20 protein-coding genes and 1 other annotated feature are annotated in these 25,767 nt (G+C 42.6%); of the genes, 5 read left to right on the forward strand and 15 right to left on the reverse strand.

Annotation, left to right across the window (positions count from 1 at the left end; translation table 11 throughout):
- Window positions 1-46 precede the first annotated feature (46 nt).
- Window positions 47-1,480 carry an MDR family MFS transporter gene (locus NSS82_RS19905; protein ID WP_340961071.1) on the reverse strand — a complete coding sequence of 478 codons (1,434 nt, stop codon included), beginning with the start codon at window positions 1,478-1,480 and terminating at the stop codon, window positions 47-49.
- A gap of 229 nt (window positions 1,481-1,709) precedes the next feature.
- Between NSS82_RS19905 and NSS82_RS19910 the strand changes: the two genes are divergently transcribed.
- On the forward strand, window positions 1,710-2,408 hold the full coding sequence (locus tag NSS82_RS19910; RefSeq protein ID WP_076146504.1) for a TetR/AcrR family transcriptional regulator: 699 nt from the start codon (window positions 1,710-1,712) through the stop codon (window positions 2,406-2,408).
- 101 nt (window positions 2,409-2,509) lie between these two features.
- On the opposite strand, the gene NSS82_RS19915 is transcribed toward NSS82_RS19910, so the two are convergent.
- From NSS82_RS19915 to NSS82_RS19930, 4 genes are all read right to left on the reverse strand, one after another.
- Complete coding sequence (locus NSS82_RS19915) at window positions 2,510-4,111, reverse strand: hypothetical protein (protein WP_038571874.1); 1,602 nt, start codon at window positions 4,109-4,111, stop codon at window positions 2,510-2,512.
- Window positions 4,104-4,817 (reverse strand): ABC transporter ATP-binding protein, encoded by a 714-nt coding sequence (locus tag NSS82_RS19920; protein ID WP_036688363.1) that lies wholly within the window; start codon window positions 4,815-4,817, stop codon window positions 4,104-4,106. The genes NSS82_RS19915 and NSS82_RS19920 overlap by 8 nt, the downstream gene beginning before the upstream one ends.
- 1,372 nt (window positions 4,818-6,189) lie before the next feature.
- Window positions 6,190-7,929, reverse strand: coding sequence for an ABC transporter ATP-binding protein (locus tag NSS82_RS19925; RefSeq protein ID WP_076272310.1), 1,740 nt, complete (start codon window positions 7,927-7,929; stop codon window positions 6,190-6,192).
- Window positions 7,926-9,662 carry an ABC transporter ATP-binding protein gene (locus NSS82_RS19930; protein WP_076272311.1) on the reverse strand — a complete coding sequence of 579 codons (1,737 nt, stop codon included), beginning with the start codon at window positions 9,660-9,662 and terminating at the stop codon, window positions 7,926-7,928. The genes NSS82_RS19925 and NSS82_RS19930 overlap by 4 nt, the downstream gene beginning before the upstream one ends.
- A 150-nt stretch (window positions 9,663-9,812) precedes the next feature.
- On the opposite strand from NSS82_RS19930, the gene NSS82_RS19935 reads away from it, so the two are divergent.
- Window positions 9,813-10,682: a LysR family transcriptional regulator gene (locus tag NSS82_RS19935; protein WP_076272312.1), complete on the forward strand. Its 870-nt coding sequence runs from the start codon at window positions 9,813-9,815 to the stop codon at window positions 10,680-10,682.
- Between the two features lie 8 nt (window positions 10,683-10,690).
- Here NSS82_RS19935 and metG read toward each other — a convergent pair whose 3' ends face one another.
- A complete protein-coding gene (gene metG, locus NSS82_RS19940; RefSeq protein WP_076272313.1) occupies window positions 10,691-12,337 on the reverse strand; it encodes a methionine--tRNA ligase in 1,647 nt (548 codons plus the stop codon).
- 43 nt (window positions 12,338-12,380) lie between these two features.
- Window positions 12,381-12,642: a binding site (T-box leader), on the reverse strand.
- A gap of 125 nt (window positions 12,643-12,767) precedes the next feature.
- Here metG and NSS82_RS19945 point away from each other — a divergent pair.
- A complete protein-coding gene (locus NSS82_RS19945; protein ID WP_076272314.1) occupies window positions 12,768-13,232 on the forward strand; it encodes a DUF4362 domain-containing protein in 465 nt (154 codons plus the stop codon).
- A gap of 61 nt (window positions 13,233-13,293) precedes the next feature.
- On the opposite strand, the gene htpG is transcribed toward NSS82_RS19945, so the two are convergent.
- The gene (gene htpG / locus NSS82_RS19950; protein ID WP_076106327.1) at window positions 13,294-15,174 is read right to left on the reverse strand and encodes a molecular chaperone HtpG; all 1,881 of its coding nucleotides are present in this window, start codon (window positions 15,172-15,174) and stop codon (window positions 13,294-13,296) included.
- A 253-nt stretch (window positions 15,175-15,427) separates the two neighbouring features.
- On the opposite strand from htpG, the gene NSS82_RS19955 reads away from it, so the two are divergent.
- Complete coding sequence (locus tag NSS82_RS19955) at window positions 15,428-15,850, forward strand: VOC family protein (protein ID WP_081384079.1); 423 nt, start codon at window positions 15,428-15,430, stop codon at window positions 15,848-15,850.
- Here the strand turns inward: NSS82_RS19955 and NSS82_RS19960 are convergent.
- A complete protein-coding gene (locus NSS82_RS19960; RefSeq protein WP_036688377.1) occupies window positions 15,821-16,696 on the reverse strand; it encodes a LysR family transcriptional regulator in 876 nt (291 codons plus the stop codon). The two genes, NSS82_RS19955 and NSS82_RS19960, sit on opposite strands and share 30 nt — an antisense overlap.
- Window positions 16,697-16,817: 121 nt before the next feature.
- Here NSS82_RS19960 and dapA point away from each other — a divergent pair, with 121 nt between their 5' ends.
- Complete coding sequence (dapA, locus tag NSS82_RS19965; protein WP_036688378.1) at window positions 16,818-17,714, forward strand: 4-hydroxy-tetrahydrodipicolinate synthase; 897 nt, start codon at window positions 16,818-16,820, stop codon at window positions 17,712-17,714.
- A gap of 189 nt (window positions 17,715-17,903) precedes the next feature.
- Here the strand turns inward: dapA and NSS82_RS19970 are convergent, their stop codons facing one another.
- The 7 genes from NSS82_RS19970 to NSS82_RS20000 all read right to left on the reverse strand — a co-directional run bounded on the left by NSS82_RS19970 (window position 17,904) and on the right by NSS82_RS20000 (window position 25,732).
- Window positions 17,904-19,292 (reverse strand): DEAD/DEAH box helicase, encoded by a 1,389-nt coding sequence (locus NSS82_RS19970; RefSeq protein ID WP_036688380.1) that lies wholly within the window; start codon window positions 19,290-19,292, stop codon window positions 17,904-17,906.
- A gap of 589 nt (window positions 19,293-19,881) precedes the next feature.
- The gene (pduL, locus tag NSS82_RS19975; RefSeq protein WP_036688383.1) at window positions 19,882-20,454 is read right to left on the reverse strand and encodes a phosphate propanoyltransferase; all 573 of its coding nucleotides are present in this window, start codon (window positions 20,452-20,454) and stop codon (window positions 19,882-19,884) included.
- A gap of 138 nt (window positions 20,455-20,592) precedes the next feature.
- Entirely contained in the window at window positions 20,593-21,558 is a 966-nt protein-coding gene (locus NSS82_RS19980; protein WP_076272315.1) for a dipeptidase, read from the reverse strand.
- 121 nt (window positions 21,559-21,679) lie between these two features.
- Complete coding sequence (locus NSS82_RS19985; protein ID WP_019910496.1) at window positions 21,680-21,940, reverse strand: stage V sporulation protein S; 261 nt, start codon at window positions 21,938-21,940, stop codon at window positions 21,680-21,682.
- Between the two features lie 199 nt (window positions 21,941-22,139).
- The gene (locus NSS82_RS19990; RefSeq protein ID WP_076100408.1) at window positions 22,140-22,934 is read right to left on the reverse strand and encodes a TIGR00282 family metallophosphoesterase; all 795 of its coding nucleotides are present in this window, start codon (window positions 22,932-22,934) and stop codon (window positions 22,140-22,142) included.
- Window positions 22,935-23,145: 211 nt separating this feature from the next.
- Window positions 23,146-24,690, reverse strand: coding sequence for a ribonuclease Y (gene rny / locus NSS82_RS19995; protein ID WP_370510565.1), 1,545 nt, complete (start codon window positions 24,688-24,690; stop codon window positions 23,146-23,148).
- Window positions 24,691-25,006: 316 nt separating this feature from the next.
- Window positions 25,007-25,732: a regulatory protein RecX gene (locus tag NSS82_RS20000; protein WP_076272316.1), complete on the reverse strand. Its 726-nt coding sequence runs from the start codon at window positions 25,730-25,732 to the stop codon at window positions 25,007-25,009.
- Window positions 25,733-25,767 lie beyond the last annotated feature (35 nt).

The following is a 25,767-nucleotide window of genomic DNA, read 5'->3' on the forward strand; positions in this document are numbered from 1 at the left end:
ATACAATCCATAAACATCGCTAAAATATTGGTAGAATACGATAGGATCAGCTCTTCGGATTACGCAAAAAGAGACTAAGAACCACACCACACAGCGCCAAGACCAATGAAACTAGGAACGTGTCGTGGAATCCTGCAACCATAGCCTCTAAAGGTAGCTTCTGATTTCCTTGACTCATTTGAGTAGCTATATTCGAAGTCAATAAGCCCGACATTATAGCGACAGCAAAAGAACCTACAATTTGTTGTGCAGAGGCAGTAAGTGGGGTCACACGGCTGATCAAATCCTTCGGAGCGGCCTTAAGCACATGTGTACCGAGCTGCATAGTAGTTAATCCTTGGCCAAGTCCCATAATGGCAAAATAACTGATCATAACGTATACACTTGTATCATTTTGCAAACGTGACAAGAGAAAGAGTCCGGTGGACAGCAGCACAAGTCCAGAGAACACAACGGGCCGAGCTCCATACTTATCAAATAATTTTCCTCCAATAATCATGCCAGCAAAGGATATTAAAGCTTGAGGAATAACTAAAAGTCCCGATTCAAAGGAAGAAAAACCTCTGACCTGCTGCAAAAAAATTGGAATTAACAGAATCGAACCAAATAAGGCGAACTGATTAATCCAGGTCAAAATCATACCTTTACTAAATTCTAGAGATCGAAAAGAGCGAAGTTCCAATAACGGTTCTTTTTGGCGCAATTCCACGAAAATAAACAAGGCTAAAGCAATGAAGCTGAACGCAAGAGATATAATCGTTATACGATCCCCCCAGCCGTCCACTCCCCCTCTATGCACCCCAAATACCAAGCTGGAGAAAGCGAGTGGTGATAAAATCACACCCCAAATATCCAATTTAGCTTTATTCCCCTTCTCTATTACCGGAAGAAATTTCACTCCAACAATCATTGCAATAATACCAATGGGGACATTAATCAGAAAAATCCAGTGCCAGCTTGCATATTCCAACAGCCATCCTGACAGTACAGGACCAAGAACAGGCGCAATTAACATCGGTAGGCCAAGCAATCCCATGATTGAACCTCTTTTATCGGGAGGTGCGATTTTGAATGACATAGCCATACCAATTGGAGCAATCATCCCTCCGCCTAATCCCTGCAAAATACGAAAGATTATCAGCTCTGTTGTGGATTGTGCCATTGAGCATAATAAAGAACCTATGGTAAACAATACGATCGAAGCTAAAAAAACACGTTTGGCAGTAAACTTATCCGAGAACCATCCGGCCAATGGGATAATTACGGATAAAGCCAGCGTATAACCCGTGATGGCCCACTGTATTGTTTTTAGGCTAGCATCAAAGTTTTTTTCAAGCTGCGGGATCGCTACATTCATAATTGTACTGTCGAGCATAACCAGCAACATTCCTGTTATAAGTGCCAGTATTACGGGAAATATTGCTTTTATAGAAAATTCTTTGGTGACTGGTTGGGATTGTTCCACTTGTAGATTACTCATGGGTCTATACACATCCTTTTTAATTTTTACTAATAAAATAGCTAACCGCTGCCTCCTTTTAAAAAAATCGCACCATTAAACTAACAGTGTAAGATTAATATAGCACCCGTTTATTTGCTTGTAAATAAAAATATCTAACACTGTAAGATAAACCGGTAATCTAACGATGGTAGACCAGCCATCCATCTTCGCTTATGATAAAAGAAGACAGTAACAGGAGGTCGTTTCGATGAGAATCAAAAATCTGCAAATCACTGAACAAGATATAATAAAAGCTTCTTGGGAGCTGTTGGATGATATCGGCATAGAGGCATTTAGTATGCGTAAATTAGCAGAACTATTAAATATACAAGCCGCCTCTCTCTATTGGCATTTTAAGAGTAAACAGAGTATTTTCCAGACACTGGCTAATGAGATCGCCAAAGAAGCCCTCGAAACTGCGAATCTCGAAGGTGATTGGCAAGAACAGCTTTTTCATTTTGCAGATCGAATCCGCGGGGTTTTACATAAGTATCCTTGCTCGGCTCAGCTGATGATGAGAACCTTGCCTTCTGAACCTAATTATCTATCTTTACTGAATACTTTGCTTCAGATCGTGGATCATCTTCCTTTAAGCGATAGTGACAAATTCTCCCTAATTGCTTGCGTGTTAAACTATGTAATCTCTTTCGAATTGGACAAATATGAGCAGGATCGAATTGACTTAGCCATGAAAAATGAACCTAATGGAGATGCTAGAGAGGTATTTAAACAATCGCTTGAGCACTTATCCGGGGATGGACCTAATGTTATAAAACGAATGTACGAAAACAATATCTTTAATGAAATTGGCTCCGATAAGATGTTCTATACAGGTCTAAAAATAATGGTGAGTGGAATTGAACAGTTAGCTAATGAGCGACAAGAGCGAGAAGAGCAAGAAGAATAACAAGAGCGACAGTAGAGCTTAGGGGATTTTTCACGAAAATAAATCTTGGCACAAAAAAAGGGCATCCCAGCAGCCGATTTCGGCTTTTGGAATGCCCTTTTTTAAAGAGCCCGAAATAAAAGTTCTCCTTTGGACTGAATATATCTATACATCACTCCACATGCCACAAATATCACCACACCAATACCTAACATAACGAGATTACCATTTAGATCGGATAAAAGAAAACTCAAACCAAATGGAATCAGCAAGCTGATAAATCCTATAATCATCGCTACAAGGACCGAAGCACTTTGTTTAATTACTGAGACTTCGTTAGTCCACTCCAGTTTAGGAAGCTTCAAGTTAACGATCACACCTACCATTGCAGTAAGACAAGCGTATAGGACGGGGATTATTAGCAATAACAAGCTCTCCATCCAGCCTGTGCCCAGAGAAATCATTAGAAGCACACTACTAACAATCACAATCGGTACTGTAATGGTGAGATTCACTACGATTTTACTTAATAATATGGTTTTTGTCGGAACGGGGGCGCTTTTTAAAATCCAAATATGGTTACCTTCAAGCGAAATCGAACTCGATGTCGTACAGCTTAATGCAACAAAGAGGGAAACAAATAGTGGCGCCAATCTACTTAGATAGTTAGAGAGTTCAGGTATCTCAATAATTTGTCCTAATTGCTCTGAGCTAACAAACAGTAAGGTAATCGCCATGACAAGTAACATAACCATACCGATACTCGTATTTAGCACATATATAGAAGAACTGAAATAGCGGCGCAGCTCTTTTTTATACAATGTGTAAAGCGGTGAAGAGACTGCAAGTGACCTCATTTGATACTTATTCTTTGAGTAAGAAGTCGTAAGGCCTGTGTGTATTGCTTTATATTTGCTGCCAAGAATAAGGGTAAACAACATAAAAGAAAGTAACGAAATCCCTATAAATAATAGTAAAGGAGCTACCTGATACGAGCAGACAGCATCTACATACATAACCGTCAAAGGATATAAGTTGAAGATTTGATCGGCAATTTGTGTGCTCATATCCGCAAGTAACTGCGGGTCATTCCCATTCATTTGGCCTGAACCCAAAATAATAACAATGATTACGGCAAAAGTCAGAATGAGACTTATTAAACGACTTCCTTTAAAACGTGAGGAAATCCAACTAATCAATGCCCCTATAATTGTTGCAGCAATGATCGGCACTAATGGGATAAATAGCAGCGTTATCATGAAAAATAAATAATATACTACTGCCGGATTTACCTTTATAGCATAAACTACACCTGCTGGCACCATCACCATCAATGAGAACAGTATATTCAGCACATAGAGCTGAACTACACGGCTTGCTACGATATGGCTCGTTTTGATAGGCAACGACATTACGAGATCGTAATCTTTGGAGCCAAATAATACCCCACTCGCCTTATAGATCGTTGTAAAAAATCCAATCAAGCAAGTAACAGCCATCATAATCGCAAGCAGCAGCTCTGGCCTGCCTATCTGTTCAAGGGTCTCTGCTATCATGAAGCTATATCCAAACGAAACTACTGCCATCATGACAATCCCTATTAAGATACCGATGCTCAGCAAAAGCATTTTTCGTCTTTCTTTCATATTCCTTGTATGCAAAGCTTTATTTAACCCAAACGATGAGATCAGCTGAATTTTCGTCAATCGCCAGATATTAATCATGTTTAATCAACTCCAAAAACACATCTTCAAGGCTGCTGTCACCCTTCACCTCTTCTGTTTTCCCATGAGTGATCAATTCACCCGCTTTGATAATGGCAATCTTATTGCAGAGCTTCTCGGCCACATCCAGTACATGCGTCGAAAAAAAGATCGCACTGCCTTGGCTGCAAATCTCCGCCATGATTCTCTTGAGCGTGTGTGCCGCTTTTGGATCAAGTCCCACAAAGGGTTCATCCAGAACGAGCAGCTTCGGTTTATGAATAAGCGCGGAGATAATCGCGAGTTTCTGTTTCATACCATGAGAATATGCGGAGATTAAATCCCCCAGATTAGAGGTAATCTCAAATTCATCGCTATACTTCTTTATCAATAACTCCCGATCCGCTTTCGATACACTAAAAAGATCACCAATAAAATTCAAGTACTGAATGCCCGTCAGATGATCGTATAGATCCGGATTATCTGGAATATATGCAGTAATCGCTTTGCAGGCTAAGGGATCTTTTTTAATGGAGTACCCACCAATCTCGATATCCCCCTCCTCAAAATCTAAAACTCCGACCACTGCTCGGATAGTTGTTGTTTTCCCCGCACCGTTATGACCGATAAAGCCATAGATGTCACCTTTTTCGACCACCAAATTCAGATCATTTACCGCCTTCTTGCCACCCTTGTAGCTCTTGGTAAAATGTTTGATTGTCAACATCTTGCCACTCCCCTTCCAATCTCATAACACTCTCGACAAGCCATATTTACTATAGTTTCGTCGTCTTCAATATACGTTTCTTATAATACGTTTAGCCCGTCCAGATAGTTCATTCATTCACAAATATTTTTATCGGAAATTCCCACCCTATAGCGCGCGAGGTGAATAGTAACCGGGTCCGTAAGGGTAAGCAATTTACTTTTGAACGCTAAACAGTCGACTTCGTTGGTGCCACGGTGTATAGGACCGAGGCGCCCTTATTTCACAAAATCATGCCTTTTTCCACTCCGTTCGGACTCAGATGCAGCTATTGTGCCATATCCACTGCATTTTGCTGCAAAATCAGCCGAATAAGTGCTTTACAGTCCGTTACTTTGAAATAAGGCGCCAAAAACACTATTTAGCTGCAATACGGTCCGCAAGGGTAAACAAACTACTTTGGTGACGATGAGCTAACTACTTTGGAACGCTAAGCAAACGAATTTCTAAGCATTCTACACTGGAACAGAAGCAATCTACCTTTGGCGATGGCTGCCATTCCTACGTATCGGACCGAGGCGCCCTTATTTCACAAAATCATGCCTTTTTCCACTCCGTTCGGACTCAGATGCAGCTATTGTGCCATTTCTGCTCCTTTTTGCTGCAAAATCAGCCGAATAAGTGCTATGCAGTCCGTTACTTTGAAATAAGGCGCCAAAAACACTATTTAGCTGCAATACGGTCCGCAAGGGTAAACAAACTACTTTGCTGACGATGTGATAGCTACTTTGGAACGCTAAGCAAATTACTTTGGGGACGGTGAGATAACTAACTTTGGAACGCTATCCAAACTACTTTGGGGACGCTGAGTTAGCTCCTTTGGAACGTTAAGCAAATTACTTTGGGGACGCTAAGCTAACTACTTTGGAACGCTAAGCAATCGAATTTCTAAGCATTCTACTCCGGAACAGAAGCAATCTACCTTTGGCGATGGCTGCCCTTGCAACGTATTGGACCGAGGCGCCCTTATTTCGCAAAATCCCACCCTTTTCCACTCCGTTCGGACTCAGATGCAGCTATTGTGCCATATCCGCTCCTTTTTGCTGCAAAATCAGCCGAATAAGTGCTATGCAGTCCGTTACTTTGGGGAAAGGCGCCAAAAACACTATTTAGCTGCAATACGGTCCGCAACAGTAAGGTAAGGTAAGGTAAGGTAAGGTAAGGTAAGGTAAGGTAAGGTAAGGTAAGGTAAGGTAAGGTAAGGTAAGGTAAGGTAAGGTAAGGTAAGGTAAGGTAAGGTAAGGTAAGGTAAGGTAAGGTAACTATCCACCCAACAAAAAGAGCATTCACCCCCAAATTCGGGATTGAATGCTCTTTTTTCTAAATGCAAAGTCTACGCTGATGCGAACTGACTGTTATATAATCTGGCGTAATATCCACCGCTGGCTAGGAGTTGGTCATGCGTACCACTCTCCACAATGTCTCCGTCCTTCATGAAAAGAATGAGATCCGATTCTCGAATCGTTGACAAACGGTGGGCAATTACAAAGCTGGTCCGGCCTGCGATCATTTTTAGAAAAGCCTTCTGAATCCGTACCTCAGTCAGCGTATCAATACTGCTGGTGGCTTCATCCAAAATGAGCATAGGTGGATCTACGAGCATCACTCGTGCTATGGTTAGCAGCTGCTTTTGTCCTTGCGACAAATTATCTCCTGAGCCACTGATCTTCGTATCATATCCCTCAGGCAGGCGTTTAATGAAGCTATGAGCATTAGCAGCCTTTGCAGCAGCGATGACCTCTTCTTCGGTAGCCTCAGGTTTGCCGTAGGCAATATTTTCTCTAATTGTGCCGCCAAACAGCCAAGTGTCCTGCAACACCATCCCGAAATTACGCCGCAGACTGTCCCGGGTAATCGTCTTGATATCCACGCCGTCAATCTTGATGGAACCCCTATCCACATCATAAAAACGCATAAGCAGATTAACCAGTGTCGTCTTCCCCGCTCCCGTCTGCCCTACAATTGCAACCCGGGTACCTGGTTTCACTTCCAGACTGAAATCATTAATCAGAGGACGTTCAGGATTATAAGCAAAGGATACTTTTTCAAAGGTAATCGTTCCTTGACTTGTATTCATAATTTTGGCGTCTGTTGCATCAGCTGGTTCTGGCGATAGGTCTAGAATGGCGAAAATCCGCTGCGCTGATGCTGTTGCCGATTGAAGCTGCGTAATCACACCTGTAATTTCATTAAACGGCTTAGCGAACAAGTTGGAGAAGATCAAAAAGCTGGACAAATCCCCTACCGTCACAAGCCCGCGAATCACCATAACACTTCCGATCATCGCGATAACAGAGAAGGTAATATTATTTACTAACCTTGTTGTCGGATTGGACAAGGAACCGTAAAATTGTGATTTCACACCAGTCTGGTACAAAGTCTCGTTTCGTTCTTCAAACTGGGTCAGTGCACGGTCTTCATAATGATAAGCTGTGACCACTTTTTGTCCGCCAATCATTTCCTCCACATATCCGTTGAGACCGCCCAGAATTTTAGCCTGCTCCTTAAACATCTTCTGGGAGCGCATCGTAATGAATCTTGCCACAAAAAATGTAACGGGTGCTGACAGAAGAACAACTAAGGTCATTAAAGGACTAATGTACAACATGAGTACAATCGCCCCCACGATGGTGATGATCCCCGTGAGCAGTGTTGAGAAGCCTTGCAGCAGTCCATCAGAGACCGCATCCATATCATTAACAAACCGGCTGATGCTGTCCCCTTGCGGGTGGTTATCATGAAATTTCAGCGGCAAAACATTTAATTTATCAAAAAGCTCCCGCCGTAAGTCATATACAGTCCGGTAGGCAATTCGATTAGTCAGGTAGGTAAGAAGCCATCCGAAAAAGCTGCCGACAATATACACCCCTGCCAGAATCAAAAGCAGTCTAAGTACGGCGTCAAAATCAACCTCTCTCGGCCCGATCATAAAATCGATGGCGCTGCCGATAAGCAACGGGCCAATTAGATTGGCAATCACACTGAGTATTGCGCAGATTACTGCGCCTATAGCTATTTTTTTATAATGCCCTGTGTATACAATAAGTCTTTTCCAAATGTTGTTTTTGATCATTGGCCCGACTCCTCACTTGATAGCTGGGACAGGCAGATTTCTTTATACTCTTCACAACCCCGCATCAGCTCCTCATGGGTTCCGACACCGGCGATCCGCCCTTCCTCAAATACCATTATTTTATCCGCTTGTCTTACAGTGCTTACCCTCTGCGAGACAAGGAGCACGGTCATTTCCTGGCTGCTCTCTTTGAGAGCCTTACGAAGTGCCGCATCTGTGGAGAAATCCAGCGCACTGGAGGAGTCATCCAAAATAAGAATCGATGGCTTACCTACTACTGCACGAGCTATGGTTAAGCGCTGCTTTTGTCCACCGGATAAATTTAATCCACCACGAGATACTTGCGTATTCAAGCCTTCGGGTAATTTACGTATAAACTCCTCCGCTTGAGCGATAGAGGCTGCCTGCATGATTTCTTCCTCAGTTGCATCTTCCTTACCCCAACGTATATTCTCAGCGATTGTTCCTGTAAACAGCACAGCTTTTTGCGGTACAATCCCTATTTTCTCACGAAGCTGGTGCAGCTTGTAATCTCTGACATCCACACCATCCACTTTCACTTCACCTTGCACCACATCATAAAAACGAGGGATCAAATTCACAAAAGTAGACTTACCTGAACCCGTACTGCCAATCAGGCCCACGGTCTCTCCGCGATTAATTACTAAAGATATATCCTCTAATGCCGATTCACCTGTCGTATTATACCCAAAGGATACGTGATCGAATTGTATAGCAGGGGCAGCATGGTCAGGTTCTGCAATCAATGCATTTCCTTCCTCGGACACGGATACCTTAACACCAAGCACTTCATTCACACGATTCGCTGAGGATGAGGCTTTTGTAAAAATAATAACCAAGTTGGAGACTACTATCAGCGCCAGCAAGATCTGAGTGATGTAATTGATGAAGGCAATGATCTCCCCTTGAGACAATCGGCCCCCATCGATATGAATTCCGCCTACCCACAAAATAGCTATGATCGCCGCATTTACTACAAGTGTAGTCATCGGCCCAAGCAAAGCAGAAATCCGCGAAACCCGGATCGCTGTAGTAGTCAAATCATCGGATGAGGCATCAAAACGGTCTTTTTCTGTACGTCTTTTGGCAAAAGCACGAATCACTCGAATCCCCGATAAATTCTCACTCAGTACGAGCGCAAGGGCATCCAGCTTCTGCTGGTATTTTCGGTACAAAGGAGCACTGCGGGTGATAATAAAATATAAAATAATGCCAAAAACCGGTGTTGCCGCTATTAGAATCAGCGATAATCTAAAATCCAAAATCATGGACATTAGGATAGCCCCGATGCAGATAAACGGTGCACGAATAACTAGACGAATCAGCATGGCCACAGCAATTTGCAGCTGGTTTACGTCATTGGTAATCCGATTAATCAGTGTAGGCGTACCTAAGGTATCCAGTTCAGCATACGACAAGGATGTAATATGTCTAAACATCTTATTGCGTAGTGTCGTACCGAATCCCTGTGAAGCCCGGGCTGCATAATATTGGCATACCATGGAGCAGCCGAAGCCAAGCAGTGACATCAGCACCATTAGGCCACCCATGCGGTAAACATAGGCGCTGTCATGATTGCCAACCCCGTTGTTGATGATCAATGCGACAATGGTAGGCAAAATCAGCTCCAGAATCGCTTCCATCAGTTTGAAGATCGGTCCAATGATCGCTTCTTTTTTGTACGGCTTTAAATATACTGCAATTTTGAACAAATTTATCCACACCCAACATAAGAAGTATTTAACCACTTGAAATATGTATAAGAACAGTTATGATTATGGCATATCTACTCACATATTAATAATATTGGATTCGTATCGCTCCCATACGATTAGCATATCTCAAGTTCGGAGGATTTTTATATGGATATTAGACAGCTTAAATATTTTATGGCGATAGCTGAGGAAGGACAGATCACATCTGCAGCCAAAAAACTGCAAATGGCCCAGCCTCCGCTGAGCCAGCAGCTAAAGCTCCTGGAGGAAGAACTCGGTGTAAAGCTAGTGGAACGAGGTCCACGCAGCGTGCAGCTCACTGAAGCTGGAGCCATTTTGCGGGACCGTGCCCAACAAATTCTGGAGCTGGCAGATTCCACTGCCCGTGAGCTCACTGATTTTGTCAAAGGTTTAAAAGGAACCCTAGCCATTGGTACAGTTTCTTCCTCTGGAGCTACGTTGCTTCAAGATCGGCTATGTGAATTTCACAAAACCTATAAAGGTGTGAAGTTTGAGATTCATGAAGGAAATACCTTTAGAATCATTGACCTCTTGAATAAAGGCATTGTCGAAGTCGGAATTGTAAGGACACCCTTTAATGGTACAAATTTAGAGTGTCTTTACACACAAGCTGAACCTATGATTGCCGTAATGACACCTGAGTATGACTGGAAAACGGATGAAAACTTTATTGAGATCGGTGAGCTAAAGGATAAGCCGCTTATTATCTACCGCCGTTTTGAGCAGCTTATCCGGGAAACATGTCTTGAGAACGGCTTTGATCCGCTGATTTTCTGCATGAATGATGATGCTAGGACAACACTGCTCTGGGCAAACGCTGGTCTTGGCATCGGAATCATCCCCAAATCCGCTTTCGAATTAACGAGTAACCGTAATTTGATCTATAAAGAAATCAGTAGTGAATCACTACGCACGCGGGTCGCCGCCGTCTGGATTAAGGATAAATACTTGTCATCATTGGCTTCAAAGTTTATTGAGAGTTTCAAGAATGGATAATACCAGCTCTATTTATTCACTTGTTGTTGAACGAGCCTATCCTCTTCTTCTTTAATACGGTTAATATCAATTCGTTCAAACAATAATTGTAATTCAGTAACCTGTTGGTAAGGGGGTACCGAGCAAGGCTGCCAATTCGGTAGTTCTAACGACAGGAACCCCCTGATCTTGTCACAAGAGAACGGCAGAAACGGATGTAACAAATTCGCTAGGTTCGCAATAATCTGCACACATGTGTATATTGCAGAATCACAAGAAACCTGATCCTCTTTTATCTGTATCCATGGTTTTTGCAGGTCGAAATACTGGTTTGCCTTGCGCACATAAGAAAAAATATACTCCAGCGCATCTTTTAGATTCCCAGCCTCAATAAGCCGCCCTGATTCGAGATACAAGAGGTCAATGTTGTCATTCCACCCCTTATCCAATTGCCCATTCGGCACTTTCCCTTCATAAAACTTATCTACAAAAGCCAATGAACGATTCACAAAGTTACCAAATGCTCCAAGCAGCTCTCCATTATGGCTATAAATAAACTCTCTCCAGGAAAAATCCGTGTCCCGCTTCTCGGGTCCATTGGCAATTAAGAAATAACGAATAGAATCTGGCTGATACCGCTCTAAAATATCAGGTACCCAGACCGCCCAGTTTCGGCTAGTGGAGAACTTCTGCCCTTCAAGGGTTAAATATTCGCTAGATATAATCCTGTCCGGTAAATGCAGACCTCCTGCTCCTAATAACACAGCCGGCCATATTAAAGTGTGAAAAGGAATATTGTCTTTACCATGCACATAATAAGCGGTTATCTTCCTTTTTTCCTCTAACCAAAAATCCTCCCAGCTTCCTCCGGACTGTGCAGCCCACTGCTTACTGGCTGATAAATAACCACTTACCGCCTCAATCCAAACATAAATCTTTTTATCTTCAAATCCAGCCACAGGAACATCTACACCCCAAGACAAGTCTCTTGTTACCGCGCGGTCCTGCAGCTCTTCTTGTAAATAACGTTTGGTCAGTTTTATAGCGTTATCTCTCCAAAATTGTGCTTCCTCTACATATTCCGTTAATTCAAACTGAAAATTAGATAAGCTAAGATAATAATGTTCTGTCGGCCTTTCTGATGGTGTATTACCACATAATTTGCATACTCTGTCTAACAAATCGGCAGGATCTAGAATCGTAGAACAATAATCACATTGATCCCCTCGCGCCCGCTGGCCACATACCGGACAAGTCCCTTCCACATATCTGTCTGGCAAAAAGCGCTGATCCACCTCGCAGTAACATTGCGCAATGGTTTTTTTATATAAATGACCATTCTCTAGTAGCTTTGTAAACAACTCTTGCACGACCTTATGATGCTGCTGTTGATCCGTTCGAGTATATAGATCATAACTAAATCCCAGCTGTTCAAAACACTTCAGAAACTCTTCATGATATCTGCTTGCAAAAGCTCCGGGCGTAATCCCTTCATTCACAGCCTGAACCGCTACGGGTGTTCCATGGCAATCACTGCCTGATACATATAATACGTTATCCCCTTTGGAGCGAAAATATCGTGCCAGCACATCCCCAGGCAACACACTTGATAATCTCCCAAGATGTAAAGATCCATTCGCATACGGCCAAGCGCCACCTATAAACACATTACTCATTAACCTTTTCCTCCTTTTTTAGACAACAAAAAAACTCCCATCCACAAAGGACGAGAGTTCTACTCACGTGTTACCACCTAATTTTATAAATGCCTCATGACATTTACCTCTTCAGGTACGACGTTAATTAACGTTTATACCCTAGCACTGTAACGGATGCAGGTTCCGGCGCAGCCTACAACCCATAAGGTTTCGATGCGCAGCTCTGAGACCATATTCCCAAGGGTTTTCTTTACTCCTTTTCAGCGACCGGAGCTCTCTGTTGAAAGAATTGCCGTGGTACTCTTTCTCTTCTTTGCTTTTACATATTCAAGTTAGAGAAAATAATACTCAATTTGTTGTTTATTGTCAATGTGAAAAATCAAGCTCACTGTAACTTTTCCAGTTAATCTCCGTCTTTTATATAAATACGTTACAAGGAGGTTCCTCAGTGAAAAAGGTAAATTTGCTTACACTCTCTTTTCTTTTACTAGGAGGAGTATGGGGTTGTTCCGATAATAAAGTTAATTCTCTTCCCAAAAGTGAACCCTATACTTCCAAAGAAGCCATCAGTAGAGGGGATATTGTTTCTTGGGAAAAAGTGTACAACCTAGATAAATTCGAGAAATTTATAACTAATCTCTCCAGCAAAAAAGCAGACAATATACGCGTTACAAGTTACACAGATGAAGGCGATCCTATATTTAAGGATTTGAAATTTGACGGTAACGTGATTAATTATAGCTATGATACCTCTAAGGATGCATTCGGTGGAAGCAACACAGGAGTCAGAACCGATACCTGCTCCGAAGTGACGAGTAAAAAAAGCACACAAGGTGAAATTATCTATTCGATCAGCGGTTGCACAAATAATGACTCTGAAATTGATTACTACCTTTTTCGCACAACAAAATGAAATGCTGAAATAAAAAAGACCACCCAATCATAATACAATTGGATGGTCTCTGTACTTCATATTATTTCATGATTTTGCAAATATCATTGGTGAATTGAACAGGATCACTAACCTGTAGACCTTCGATCAACAGCGCTTGGTTGTACAGCAGGTTCGTGTATAAACCGAGCTTTTCTTTGTCGTTCTCTGCTGCCGCCTTCAAGGACTGGAATACTTCGTGATGGATGTTGATTTCAAGTACCTTATCCGCTTGCACCTCTTGGCCATTCGGCATCGATTTCAGAATTTTCTCCATCTCGATCGTCAGCTCACCTTCTGCAGAGAGACATACCGGATGAGTCTTTAAACGTTTGGAAGCTTTAACATTTTTCACTTTGCCGGACAGGATGTCCTTCATCGCTTCAAAAAGCTCCTTGTTTTCGTTCTCTTCCGCTTCCGTTGGCTTGTCCGCTTCGTCGGCTTCGATCCCCAGATCTCCGCTGGATACGGATTTAAATTCTTTTTCCTTATAAGACTGAATCATCTTGATCGCAAATTCATCAATATCATCAGTGAAGTAGAGAATTTCATACCCTTTATCCGATACAAGCTCGGTTTGCGGGAGCTTCTCGATTCTGTCGATCGACTCTCCGGAAGCATAGTAGATATACTTCTGATCTTCTGGCATTCTTGAGACGTATTCGTCCAGCGTAACCAGCTTCTTCTCCTTGGAGGAGTAGAACATTAGTAAATCTTGAAGGGTGTCTTTGTGCATCCCATAATCGTTATAAACACCAAACTTAAGCTGTCTGCCAAAAGCATTATAGAACTGCTCATATTTCTCTCTTTCATCCTTCAGCAGGCTTTGCAGTTGGCTTTTCACTTTATTCTTAATGTTCTTAGCGATCAGAGTCAGCTGACGGTCATGCTGGAGCATCTCTCTGGAAATGTTCAAGGAAAGATCCTCTGAGTCCACCATACCTTTTACAAAACTGAAGTAATCAGGCAGCAGATCCGCACATTTGTTCATGATCAACACACCGTTGGAATAGAGCTCAAGACCTTTTTCATATTCCTTTGTGTAATAGTCAAACGGTGTATTTTCTGGGATGAACAAAATCGCATTGTACACTACAGCACCATCAGCACTGATATGAATATGTTTAAGCGGCTTATCGAAGCCGTAACGTTTCTCTGCATAGAAGTTATCGTAATCTTCTGTAGTCAGCTCGCTTTTATTCTTGCGCCAGATTGGCACCATGCTGTTTACGGTTTGTTCTTGAACAACTTCTTCGAACTCGTTCTCCGTGCCTTCTTTTGGCTTTTGTTCCTTCACGTCCATTTTGATTGGGAAACGGATGAAGTCGGAGTATTTTTTAATGATGGATTTCAGGCGATATTCTTCCAAATATTCATCATATTGATCTTCTTCAGTATTCTCTTTAATCTTCAAAATCACATCAGTGCCGACAGAATCCTTCTCAACAGTCTCGATGGTATAGCCGTCAGCGCCCTTAGACTCCCATTTAAAGGCCTCGTCGCTGCCTAATGCCTTACTGATCACTATAACGTCATCAGCCACCATAAACGCAGCGTAGAAGCCCACCCCGAACTGTCCGATGATGTTGTGGCCATCTTTAGCTTCGTTCTCTTTCTTAAAAGCAAGAGATCCACTCTTCGCGATTGTACCTAAGTTATTCTCCAGCTCCTCTTGTGTCATCCCGATACCTGTATCGGAAATCGTCAAGGTTCTGTTCGCCTTATCGGCGGTCACTTTAATATAATAATCCTCTTTATTGAAGACCAGGCCTTCATCAGCTAAGGCTTTGTAATAGATCTTATCAATCGCATCACTTGCATTGGAAATCAGTTCACGCAGGAAAATTTCCCGTTGAGTATAAATGGAGTTAATCATCATTTCCAGCAATCTTTTCGATTCGGCTTTAAACTCTTTTTTGGCCATGAATAAATAAATCTCCTTTCAAAATAACCTTATTATTCATCATTCCGTGATTAGCACTCTTCTTAGATGAGTGCTAATTCTTCTTTTTATATAACATAAACTCATTTTCAATGTCAAATTTTTTGGCTACTTTCATATGAAAATATAACCATTTACAATTCCCTTGCAATCCTATTGATTGTATGATTTAAATAGATTAGATACATAATTTCCAAATAAAGGTTTATCCATTTCGGATTTGGGAGGTCTTTAAATGAATGAACAAGCAATGTCCGCTTTAAATTCCACAATAATAAGCCCCGTAAAGAACTTAATTGGCAGTGTATTCATTCCCGTACATGATATTGAAAAATCCCGTCGCTGGTATTGCCAAGTCCTGGGGCTTCCAGAGACAGATTGTAAGATCATGAACGGTCATTTATGCCCGCTGCCTATGCAGGGAAACACTGGAATCATACTGGATACCATGCCGTTGTGGGGCGGCTTAGAACCTGAAGGAACACCGCCCATTACAACACCAGCTTTTTTGTTACTGACCGATGATTTGCAAGCCTCTTTCAATTATGTGAAGGCTCTCGGTGTAGAGCTAGTAACTGAAATTCAAGATGAGCATTGGTTTGTTGTGAAAGATCCTGATGGGAATAAATTAATGATTTGCAAGCAACATTTGGATTAAAAATTGCAGCGGTTGTGATTTCCACTTCTTAGGGTGCATCAAAAGCTGCAGATCAAAGTGAATTTCGGGATGAATAAAGGACAGCTCCGCCAAGCTTCCTCGTTCAATTTCTTCCTCTGCCACGATTTTTGGTAACAAAGCAATTCCAAGGCCATTCATTACACAACGTTTGATGGCCTCCAGATTCGAAAGCTCAAAACCAATGCGGAATATGATCCCGTGCTCTTTTAACAAATTCTCGAACAGACTGCGGTAAATACAGCTTTCCTCCGAGACTATTAGCTCACAGTTATTCAGATCGTTTAGGGTTACCGTATCCATCTGGGCAAGCGGATGATGAATGGGGGCTATCAATACAAGCGGCTCATCTCTGACGATCGTACGCTCAAGGATGGAATCCGCAGTGGTGCGATCCAACATTAAGCCTAGATCTACTTCGCCATCTTTTATTTTGGCAAGAAGATTAGCTTCCTGCATCGTTTGCAGATGAATATCCAGCTTCGGAAATTTAGTCCTTAGCTGCTGCAGGTAAGGAGGTAAATAAAAGGCCGCTAAAGAATCTATCGTCCCAATAGTTATCGTTCCTCCGATTTGCTGGGCGATGGTTTCTTTTGAACGATCATACAAATCCAAAATCTCCACGAACAGCTTCAATAACTCTTCTCCTGGCGGGGTAAGCCGCAGCTGACGGCCATGCCTCTCTATTAAAGGTACTCCATATTCCTTCTCTATCTTCTGTATCTGCATCGTCACACTTGATTGTGCATATCCCAATTCTTCAGCAGCTCGCGTAAAGCTCTGACGTTTAGCCACCTCGCGGAAGGTTCGTAAATAGGTTAAATCCATTACCTCACCCTAACATCAATATTTTTGATGATCCATATCATTTATTATAGCTAACGACGATGCTACTTTCCATGGTAAAGTGTATGTAGAGGAATTAAAATATTTTGGAGGCCGATAATTTATGCTTACAGAACAACAGATTTATGGAGTTTATGTCCCCGTGGTCACCCCGTTCAATGCTGCTGGTGAAGTTGATTTGGATTCGTATCAGCGTTATGTAAAGAACATTATTAACAACAGCATACAAGGTCTGGTCGTTAATGGAACCACCGGAGAATCGCCCACTGTAACCGTAAATGAAATGCAGCTTCTAGTAAACACTTCCCGTGAGCTTCTACAATCCACATCAATCCCCTTAGTAGTTGGTACAGGTACCAATGATACAGCCTCTACGGTTGCACGCACGGAAATTGCTGCAAACCTTGGTGCTGATTGTGCACTAGTAGTCGTACCTTATTATAGTCGTCCTTCACAAGAGGGTATCATTGCCCATTTCCGCAAAGCAGCAGAAGTAGGCATACCTATCATGGCTTATGATATTCCAAGTCGTACAGGTACCGCCATGACGGTAGATACTGCACGTACAATCCTAGAAATGAATAATGTTGTCGGTTTAAAAGACTGCTCAGGCAGTACAAAAATGGTTACGGAGTTAGTCCGTACAGGTGCCAAACCTGTGCTTGGCGGCGATGATTCCCTCTTTTATGAAATGCTTAGCTGCGGAGCAGCTGGGGGTATGCTCGCTACTGCCAACGTTTATCCGGCAGAATGCCTTCGTATCTTTGAAGCCTTTACATCTGGTCAAGTGGACTTCGCTAAAGAAAGCTTTGAACAACTACTGCCGATCATCCGCCTATTGTTCAAGGAATCGAATCCCGCTCCAATTAAATGGATGCTTAACCAAAACGGCCTACTATCCTCGGATACGCTTCGCCTCCCTATGACTTCCATCAGCACAGGACTTCAGCAAGAACTGAGCCCCTATGTTCAGGACAATACAATTGAAGCAACCGCATAAATGAAATAACAACAGCCGTTGTACAGTGAGGAACTGTTTAGCGGCTGTTTTTTGTTGTAAATCATCAGGACATAAAACATAAAAAACTGCACCTCCAAATGTTAGTTGTGTCTAACAATTGGGGTGCAGTTCAATTTACTCTGACGGTTTTTTATAATGCTATAGAAAACGATACGCATTCAAACTTACTTATCTGCTGCTCGTTTTTTGTCTTCCTTTTGTGAACCACTCGGACTTTGGCTTCAATGGAGGGTTAGACTTAGGTTTTGCTTTAGCTGGTTTGGATGCCGCTGATTTTGTTGCTGCCGGTTTTGTTGCCGCAGGTTTAGCAGTTGCTGGTTTAGAGTTCGACGGTCTGGAAGACGATGGTCTCGAAGCTGCTGCTTTCGAACCTGACGGTTTCGCAGAACGATCTGTCTTCATTTGCGTTTTACGAGACATCGGATAAGGATGATCCTTAACTTCCGGAATCGATTTTCCAATCAATTTTTCAATATCTTTAAGGAAAGGAAGCTCTTCAGCTTCGCAAAAAGAAATTGCCGTTCCGCTCAATCCCGCTCTGCCTGTACGACCGATCCGGTGCACATAGGTTTCCGGAATGTTCGGTAAATTGAAGTTGATTACGTGAGACAGCTCATCAATATCAATTCCCCGGGCAGCTATATCCGTAGCTACGAGAACACGAGTCGCACCGCTTTTAAAATTCCGCAAGGCGTTCTGGCGATCATTTTGTGATTTATTGCCGTGTATGGCTTGAGCAGAAATGTTCACTTTAGCCAGATCGCGGGTAACACGGTCTGCACCACGTTTGGTACGAGTAAACACCAAAGCTGAGACGATGGATTTATCCTGTAACAGCAGGTTCAATTGGTTTTGCTTATTTCCGTTCTCTAATAAATAGATCGATTGATTGATTCTATCCGCAGTAGATGACACGGGTGTGATTTCTACCTTCACTGGATTCACAAGCAATGTTTTGATCAATTTAGAAATTTCAGTTGGCATCGTTGCCGAGAAAAACAGAGTTTGCTTCTTCGTAGGCATTTTGGCGATGATTCGTTTCACATCATGAATAAAGCCCATATCCAGCATCCGGTCAGCTTCATCCAGAACTAAAATTTGTACATATTGCAGATCTACACGTTTCTGATTGATCAGGTCGATAAGTCTGCCAGGGGTAGCAATAAGAATATCGGCCCCTTGATTCAGTGCGCGTTCTTGCACTTTCTGTGACACACCGCCAACAATGGCAGCAGAGCGGATATCTGTATATTGGCTATACGCTTTTATGTTATCAGCAATTTGAATCGCTAGTTCTCTTGTCGGTGTTAAAATCAACGAGCGAATGCGTCGCACATTATTGGATTTGTTTGGGTTGGATTGTTCGCTTAACAATTGAATAATAGGCACGGAAAATGCAGCTGTTTTTCCTGTTCCCGTTTGTGCGCATCCAAGTAAATCTCTACCCGCTAATACAGCTGGAATCGACTGCTCCTGTATTGGTGTAGGTGATGTATAGTTTTCTTTGCTTAAAGCCTTCAAAATTGCAGGCACAATATTCAGTTCATTAAATGTCATTGGGTCTCCTTAATTTCTAATACATATATTCTTAACAATAAATCCTTTTGTCACGTCATAAACCATAATCATAACACAATAAGTTACATAATAATAGATTTTCTTTATCATCACACCAATTTTCATTAAAAATCCATTTCAGGATACTATTCGTTCTGCTCTTACAGAAATATTTTGCTAACCGTAAAATACTCCTCCTCAATTTATCCTGTGGCGTATCATTTGTTGATCCTGTTGATCCTGTTGATCCTGTTGATCCTGTTGATCCATCGGACTCAGACGCCCTTATTTTGAGGATTCATGGTTTTTGGCGATGCTATCGGACTCAGATGCACTTATTCACACCTTCGAAGCCCAATTCAGTACAAATATAAGGCAATAAGAGCTATGCGGTCCGATACCTTGGCAAAATAGATCAAAATGCTGAAATAGCTGCGATACAGTCCGATATGTACAAGCGGTCGGGTAAACCACGCAAACTTTACAGCACGCGGATCAGACACGCAATCCTTACAGCACGCGGATCAGACACGCACAAAAAAGCGGAGGATTTCTCCCCCGCTTCTTATCTTTGCTATAACTATGATGACTATTCTACGATTTCAGCAGTATCGCCGTTGTTGGCACCTGCAGCGTTAGCTTCGTCAGTGTCAATATGCATATCCAGTTTAAAGCTGTCTGATACGCGTGCAATTACGTTCTCCAATACGAGACCACGATCGCCTCCGAGACGAACTTTAAGCAATTGCTTATCAGCAATGCCCCAAGCTTCAGCTTCAGAAGTATGGAAGTGAATGTGACGAGCGGCGATGATAACGCCTTGTTCCAATTCTACTTCGCCAGCAGGTCCTTTAAGCGTAATGCCAGGTGTTCCATCAATATTTCCAGATTCGCGAACTGGAGCTTTCACGCCAAGTGCGAAGGAGTCAGTACGGGAAATTTCTAATTGGGAAGCCGGACGAGCAGGTCCCAAAATTCTTACTTTGTCAAATTTACCTTTGCTGCCGATAACTGCTACTTGCTCATTTGCTGCAAACTGTCCTGGTTGAGAGAGGGGTTTGAACTCCGTTAGTTGATATCCTGGGCCAAACAAAGCCTCCACATGCTCTTGCGTAAGGTGAATATGTCTAGCCGACACACCTACGGGTACAGTCTTACTCATAGTAAAGTCACTCCTTGTATTTTCTCTAGTATCTGTACAAGCCATTAACCATTATACATCTTCTTAACCAAAAATAAAAAGCCCCACATCATAACGAGGGCCTTTTTTTCGACAATTCATACTTTTAGAACAGGATTGTCATGATTTAGACACCTGTGAAGGTAAGTTTGTACGCAAGTAGGAGACCGCATTCTCATATAACCAACCTTTAACGGAAGCTTCTGGATAGTAACGAAGCAGGTGCTCGGCAAGCTCAGGGTATTTTCCCGGATGTTCCATATTCTCTACCCAAGTGTCAATGCCGTCAAAGTCCGAACCAAACATCATATGTTTCTCCCCACCCAGACTACATACATGATCAATATGCTTAAACAAATCATCTATACGAGCTTTTCCATCATCACATACAAACCACGGATAAAAGGTCAGGCCCATTCTTCCGTCCATTGCAATTAATGCTTTAATCTGTTCATCATTTAAATTTCTAACATGCCCGCAGATCTTTGCGGCGTTCGAATGGGAAGCTATAAACGGACGTGTGCTTAAGTCGGCTAGCTCCCAAAAACCTGCTTGAGACAAATGTGACACATCAAGCAGCATTCCACTGTCGTTGCACCATTCGATCAGCTTTCGCCCTTTTTCCGTAAATCCGCCGTTGCGCTGCTCCAATACTCCGTCCGCTGCCCAATTGGCATAATTCCAAGTGATCCCCAAAAACCGCACGCCAAGCTCAAAGCAGAGCTGTGCATAAAATAGGTTCCCTTCTAGACCGTCTACACCCTCCAGAGAGAGCATTCCCCATGGAGGTGCTCCAGCTGCTCGTTTACCTACCTCCTCCTTCCAACGCAGCCACTGAAGGCTCTCTGCGCCTAATATTTTTTTCCGGAACAAATCAATTTGTCCTAAAACATTCTCAAAGCTAGGTCTACCTCTACTTGCCGAAAGGTATATCGCAAAAATCTGCAATTCTACACCGCCCGCTACCAACCGCTCTCCGGTAACATCCAACCGGGGATCATTCTTAAAATCCATATCCGGTGATGCTTGCATTTTACTCAGCACATCACAATGAAAATCCGCAACCTGTAGCTTATCGGTTCTCATCCCAAGCCCTCGCTTTCATGCAGCCCTATTCCAGATTCTATGCTTAAAAACGCCAGACTATATACCAAAAGCAAAAAACCTGTTTACATAAGTAAACAGGTTCATCCGTTCTATGCTTCTATTATCTGGGTTCTACAATCAATTTAATCGCGGTTCGATCCTCTCCATCAATCACAATGTCTGTAAATGCCGGAATGCAGATCAAATCTACTCCGCTTGGTGCAACAAATCCCCGGGCAATGGCAACTGCTTTGACTGCTTGATTCAGTGCTCCAGCTCCAATAGCTTGTAATTCGGCCGATCCACGTTCACGAAGAACACCTGCTAAAGCGCCGGCGACGGAATTTGGATTGGATTTAGCTGATACTTTTAATACATCCATAGTAAGTACCTCCCCTGGGAAAATAATGGTGTTCTTCCACTACTTTAGATGTTATTCGCGAGAGAAGAAATAATTCCTTCTTTTTGCGGACTACTCTGGAGAAAATGGTACAATAGATACTCTTTTTCGATATAATAAATATCACACTTTACCCTTATTCGGCGAAATTACCCAGAAAATCACTTATCTTATCCTACTACTAGCTCATTACCCATTCATCTTCACGTAGCCGTATTTTCTCCAGACGGGTAGCCGCGCCAGTATTCTCGTCTAATTCTGCAAATAAACCGTGAAGCTGCCATTTGCCTTCATCAACAACAAATCGTGCTGGAAGCTGTGTAGTGAACTTATAAAGTACTGCATCTCTTTCCATACCCAGAATCCCTTCACTTGAACCAACCATACCCGCATCGGTCAAGTAAGCCGTTCCACCTGGCAAAATCACATCATCATTCGTCTGCACGTGAGTGTGGGTCCCAACTACAATTGATGCGCGACCATCCATGAAATAGCCCATTGCGATTTTTTCAGAGGTAACCTCTGCATGGAAATCAACGAGAATGCATTTATGATCTCTACGTAGCTCTTCCACAATTTCTTCACCCACACGGAAAGGGCAATCAATCGCAGGCAAAAATGTACGGCCTTGCAGGTTAACTATAGCCAGCTCTTTCCCGTTACCTTTAACAACCGTATATCCTCTTCCTGGTGTTCCTGGAGGAAAATTAGCAGGACGGATAATCCGGGCCTCATCGTCGATAAACTCGAAGATATCCTTGTTGTCCCATGTGTGATTACCCATGGTGATTCCGTGAACGCCCCAGTTAAAAAATTCATTTGCGATCGCTTTAGTAATCCCTCTACCGGCAGCAGAATTTTCACCGTTAACTATGATTATATGTGGTTGATATTTGCTTTTTAATGAGGGCAACATCTCCCGAAGTGCCTTCCTACCTACACTACCTACGATATCTCCAATGAATAGTACTTTAATGTTTCTCTCCTCCTAATCTTAACCTCTTCATCTAACGGATAAGTCTTCATATTTAAAAGAAAAAAGGCCCCGCTTAGGGGCCAATTTTCATCAAATATAAGAAAGTATAAGTTATATCTTATCCTTTAACCTTATATTCCTAGCAGAAACATGTACCAGGAAACGATCATAAATATCGTTATTTCCGAAGCGTATGTTATCTACTTATTGCCTATTTAGCGTATTCAACAGCCCGTGTCTCACGAATAACGGTAACCTTGATATGTCCTGGATAATCCAGTTCACTTTCAATCATCTTCGTAATATCGCGAGCAAGACGGAATGCCTCTGCATCGTCAATCTTCTCTGGCTGTACCATCACGCGCACTTCACGGCCCGCTTGAATAGCAAATGATTTCTCAACGCCTTCGAATGACTCTGAGATTTCTTCCAGTTTCTCTAGACGTTTAATATACGTTTCCAGTGTTTCACGGCGAGCACCAGGTCTAGCAGCCGACAATGCGTCAGCGGCGCCAACCAACATAGCAATAACCGAGGTAGCTTCGCAGTCTCCATGATGAGATGCGATACTGTTGATAACAACCGGATGTTCCTTATATTTCTTCGCTAGTTCAACGCCGATCTCAACGTGCGAACCTTCCACTTCATGATCCAGCGCTTTGCCGATATCATGAAGTAATCCTGCACGTTTTGCAAGCACGATGTCTTCCCCAAGCTCACCGGCCATCAGTCCTGTTAAATAAGCAACCTCCATGGAGTGCTTCAATACATTTTGACCATAGCTTGTACGGAATTTCAGACGCCCCAGAATCTTGATCAAATCTGGATGCAAACCGTGAACGCCCACTTCGAAAGTAGCTTGCTCACCATATTCCCGAATCCGTTCGTCCACTTCTTTGCGGGATTTCTCCACCATCTCTTCAATACGAGCGGGGTGAATACGTCCATCAGCCACCAATTTCTCAAGTGCCGTACGGGCCACTTCACGGCGAATTGGATCAAATCCCGACAAAATAACTGCTTCCGGCGTATCATCAATAATGAGGTCGATACCTGTAAGAGTTTCCAACGCACGAATATTACGGCCTTCACGACCGATAATCCGACCCTTCATCTCTTCATTCGGCAACGTAACAACTGAAACCGTTGTTTCCGCCACGTGATCAGCTGCACAGCGTTGGATAGCGAGTGTAATGATTTCACGGGATTTCTTATCCGCTTCTTCTTTCGCCTGCTGTTCAATTTCTTTGATCATTTGTGCCGTTTCATGGCGAACTTCTTGCTCAACATTGCTAAGAATGATACTTCTTGCATCTTCGATGCTTAAATTGGAGATACGTTCCAATTCAGTGACTTGGTTTTTGTAAATAACATCAATTTGCTGTTGGGTTTCATCAATTCGTTTCTCTTTGTTAGCTACTTGTTCTTCTTTTCTTTCAAGCGATTCCATTTTTTTATCCAGAGATTCTTCCTTTTGCAGCAAACGTCTCTCTTGGCGTTGGATTTCATTCCGACGTTCACGAGTTTCTTTCTCAGCTTCAGTACGGATTCTATGGACTTCGTCCTTAGCTTCCAATACTGTTTCTTTCTTCAGCGCCTCAGCGTCCTTCTTCGCATTCTCAACGATGACAACGGCTTCTCTTTCTGCGCTTTGGATTTTAGCTTCTGCAAGGGATTTACGAATAAAATAACCGAACCCAAAGAATATTGCAGCTACAACGAGAACGATAATGACCCAGATCCATGATTCCAGCATCTGTTCACCTCCTCGTTGGTTCCTCTCCAAGGTATATCCCTGGGAATTGTGCAGTTGTTTAACTATCCGTTCATCACCATACAAAAAACCGGTAAACAACCGATTGCCATACTGCACATGCTGCACATGCACACTGCCCGCCTTATCCGGCGATTACATTTCATATGAGTTGTACGTGAACCGTTTAAAACAGTCTCCTTTTTGGGAAGGAAAAAGGATTCTAATTTTATGCCGATTCATGTTATATTTTATTATTTATAAAAAGACATTGTCAAGAGAGTCGATATACGCATTAATGTCAAGAGAATCAGTGATTCTAGTAAAACTCCTCATCTTCACCTTCATAATTGTCTTCCGCAAGTAAAGTATTGATCACTTGGCGAACCATATCGCCCGAGAATCCACGGCGCATAAGGAAGGCTCCAGTCTTTCTTCGCTTATCTGAAGCGTCTCCACGGATGAGATTCCATTTCTTGCGCCCTGTTTCGAGTGCACTCTCCAGCTCTTGTTCAGGAGTAATATTCTCCAAAGCTTCCGATATAAGGGTTTTGTCAATCCCCTTCTCACGTAGCTCTTGTCGAATCCACATCTTCCCTTTCCGCTGGTTCGCTATTCGTTGCTCCGCCCATTGCTTAGCATATAAAGGGTCATCAAGAAATCTTTCCTGATGTAGCCGCTGCACCACTTCCGCAATAATAGTCTCTCCTATTTCCTTCTGGCGTAAACGGCGAGTCATTTCCATAGCGGTGCGTGGTTTACGTTCAAGATAACGGAGGCCTTCCACATAAGCTCGTTGACGCTCATCAGCTACAACAATTTCTTCCAAATCAGCCTTCATAAAAGAATTACCAGTAATCATTCGATATTTAATCATGACGTCCTCGTGCACAGTCATGTTATATGCTCCGAAATGTATGATATAACGGTGGTCAGATTTCTTTTGACGTTCTACTTTAGTGATCTCTAAGAGTTCTCCTTCAGGAAAATCAGATAACACCTGCTCATCTTGTTCTTCTGCTTCAAAATCCAGTTGTATTACCATAGTTGTTTGTCACCTCATAGCAATAGATCAGTTAT

It is taken from the genome of Paenibacillus sp. FSL H7-0735 (assembly GCF_038008505.1).
GTDB classification, from domain to species: Bacteria; Bacillota; Bacilli; order Paenibacillales; family Paenibacillaceae; genus Paenibacillus_AQ; species Paenibacillus_AQ odorifer.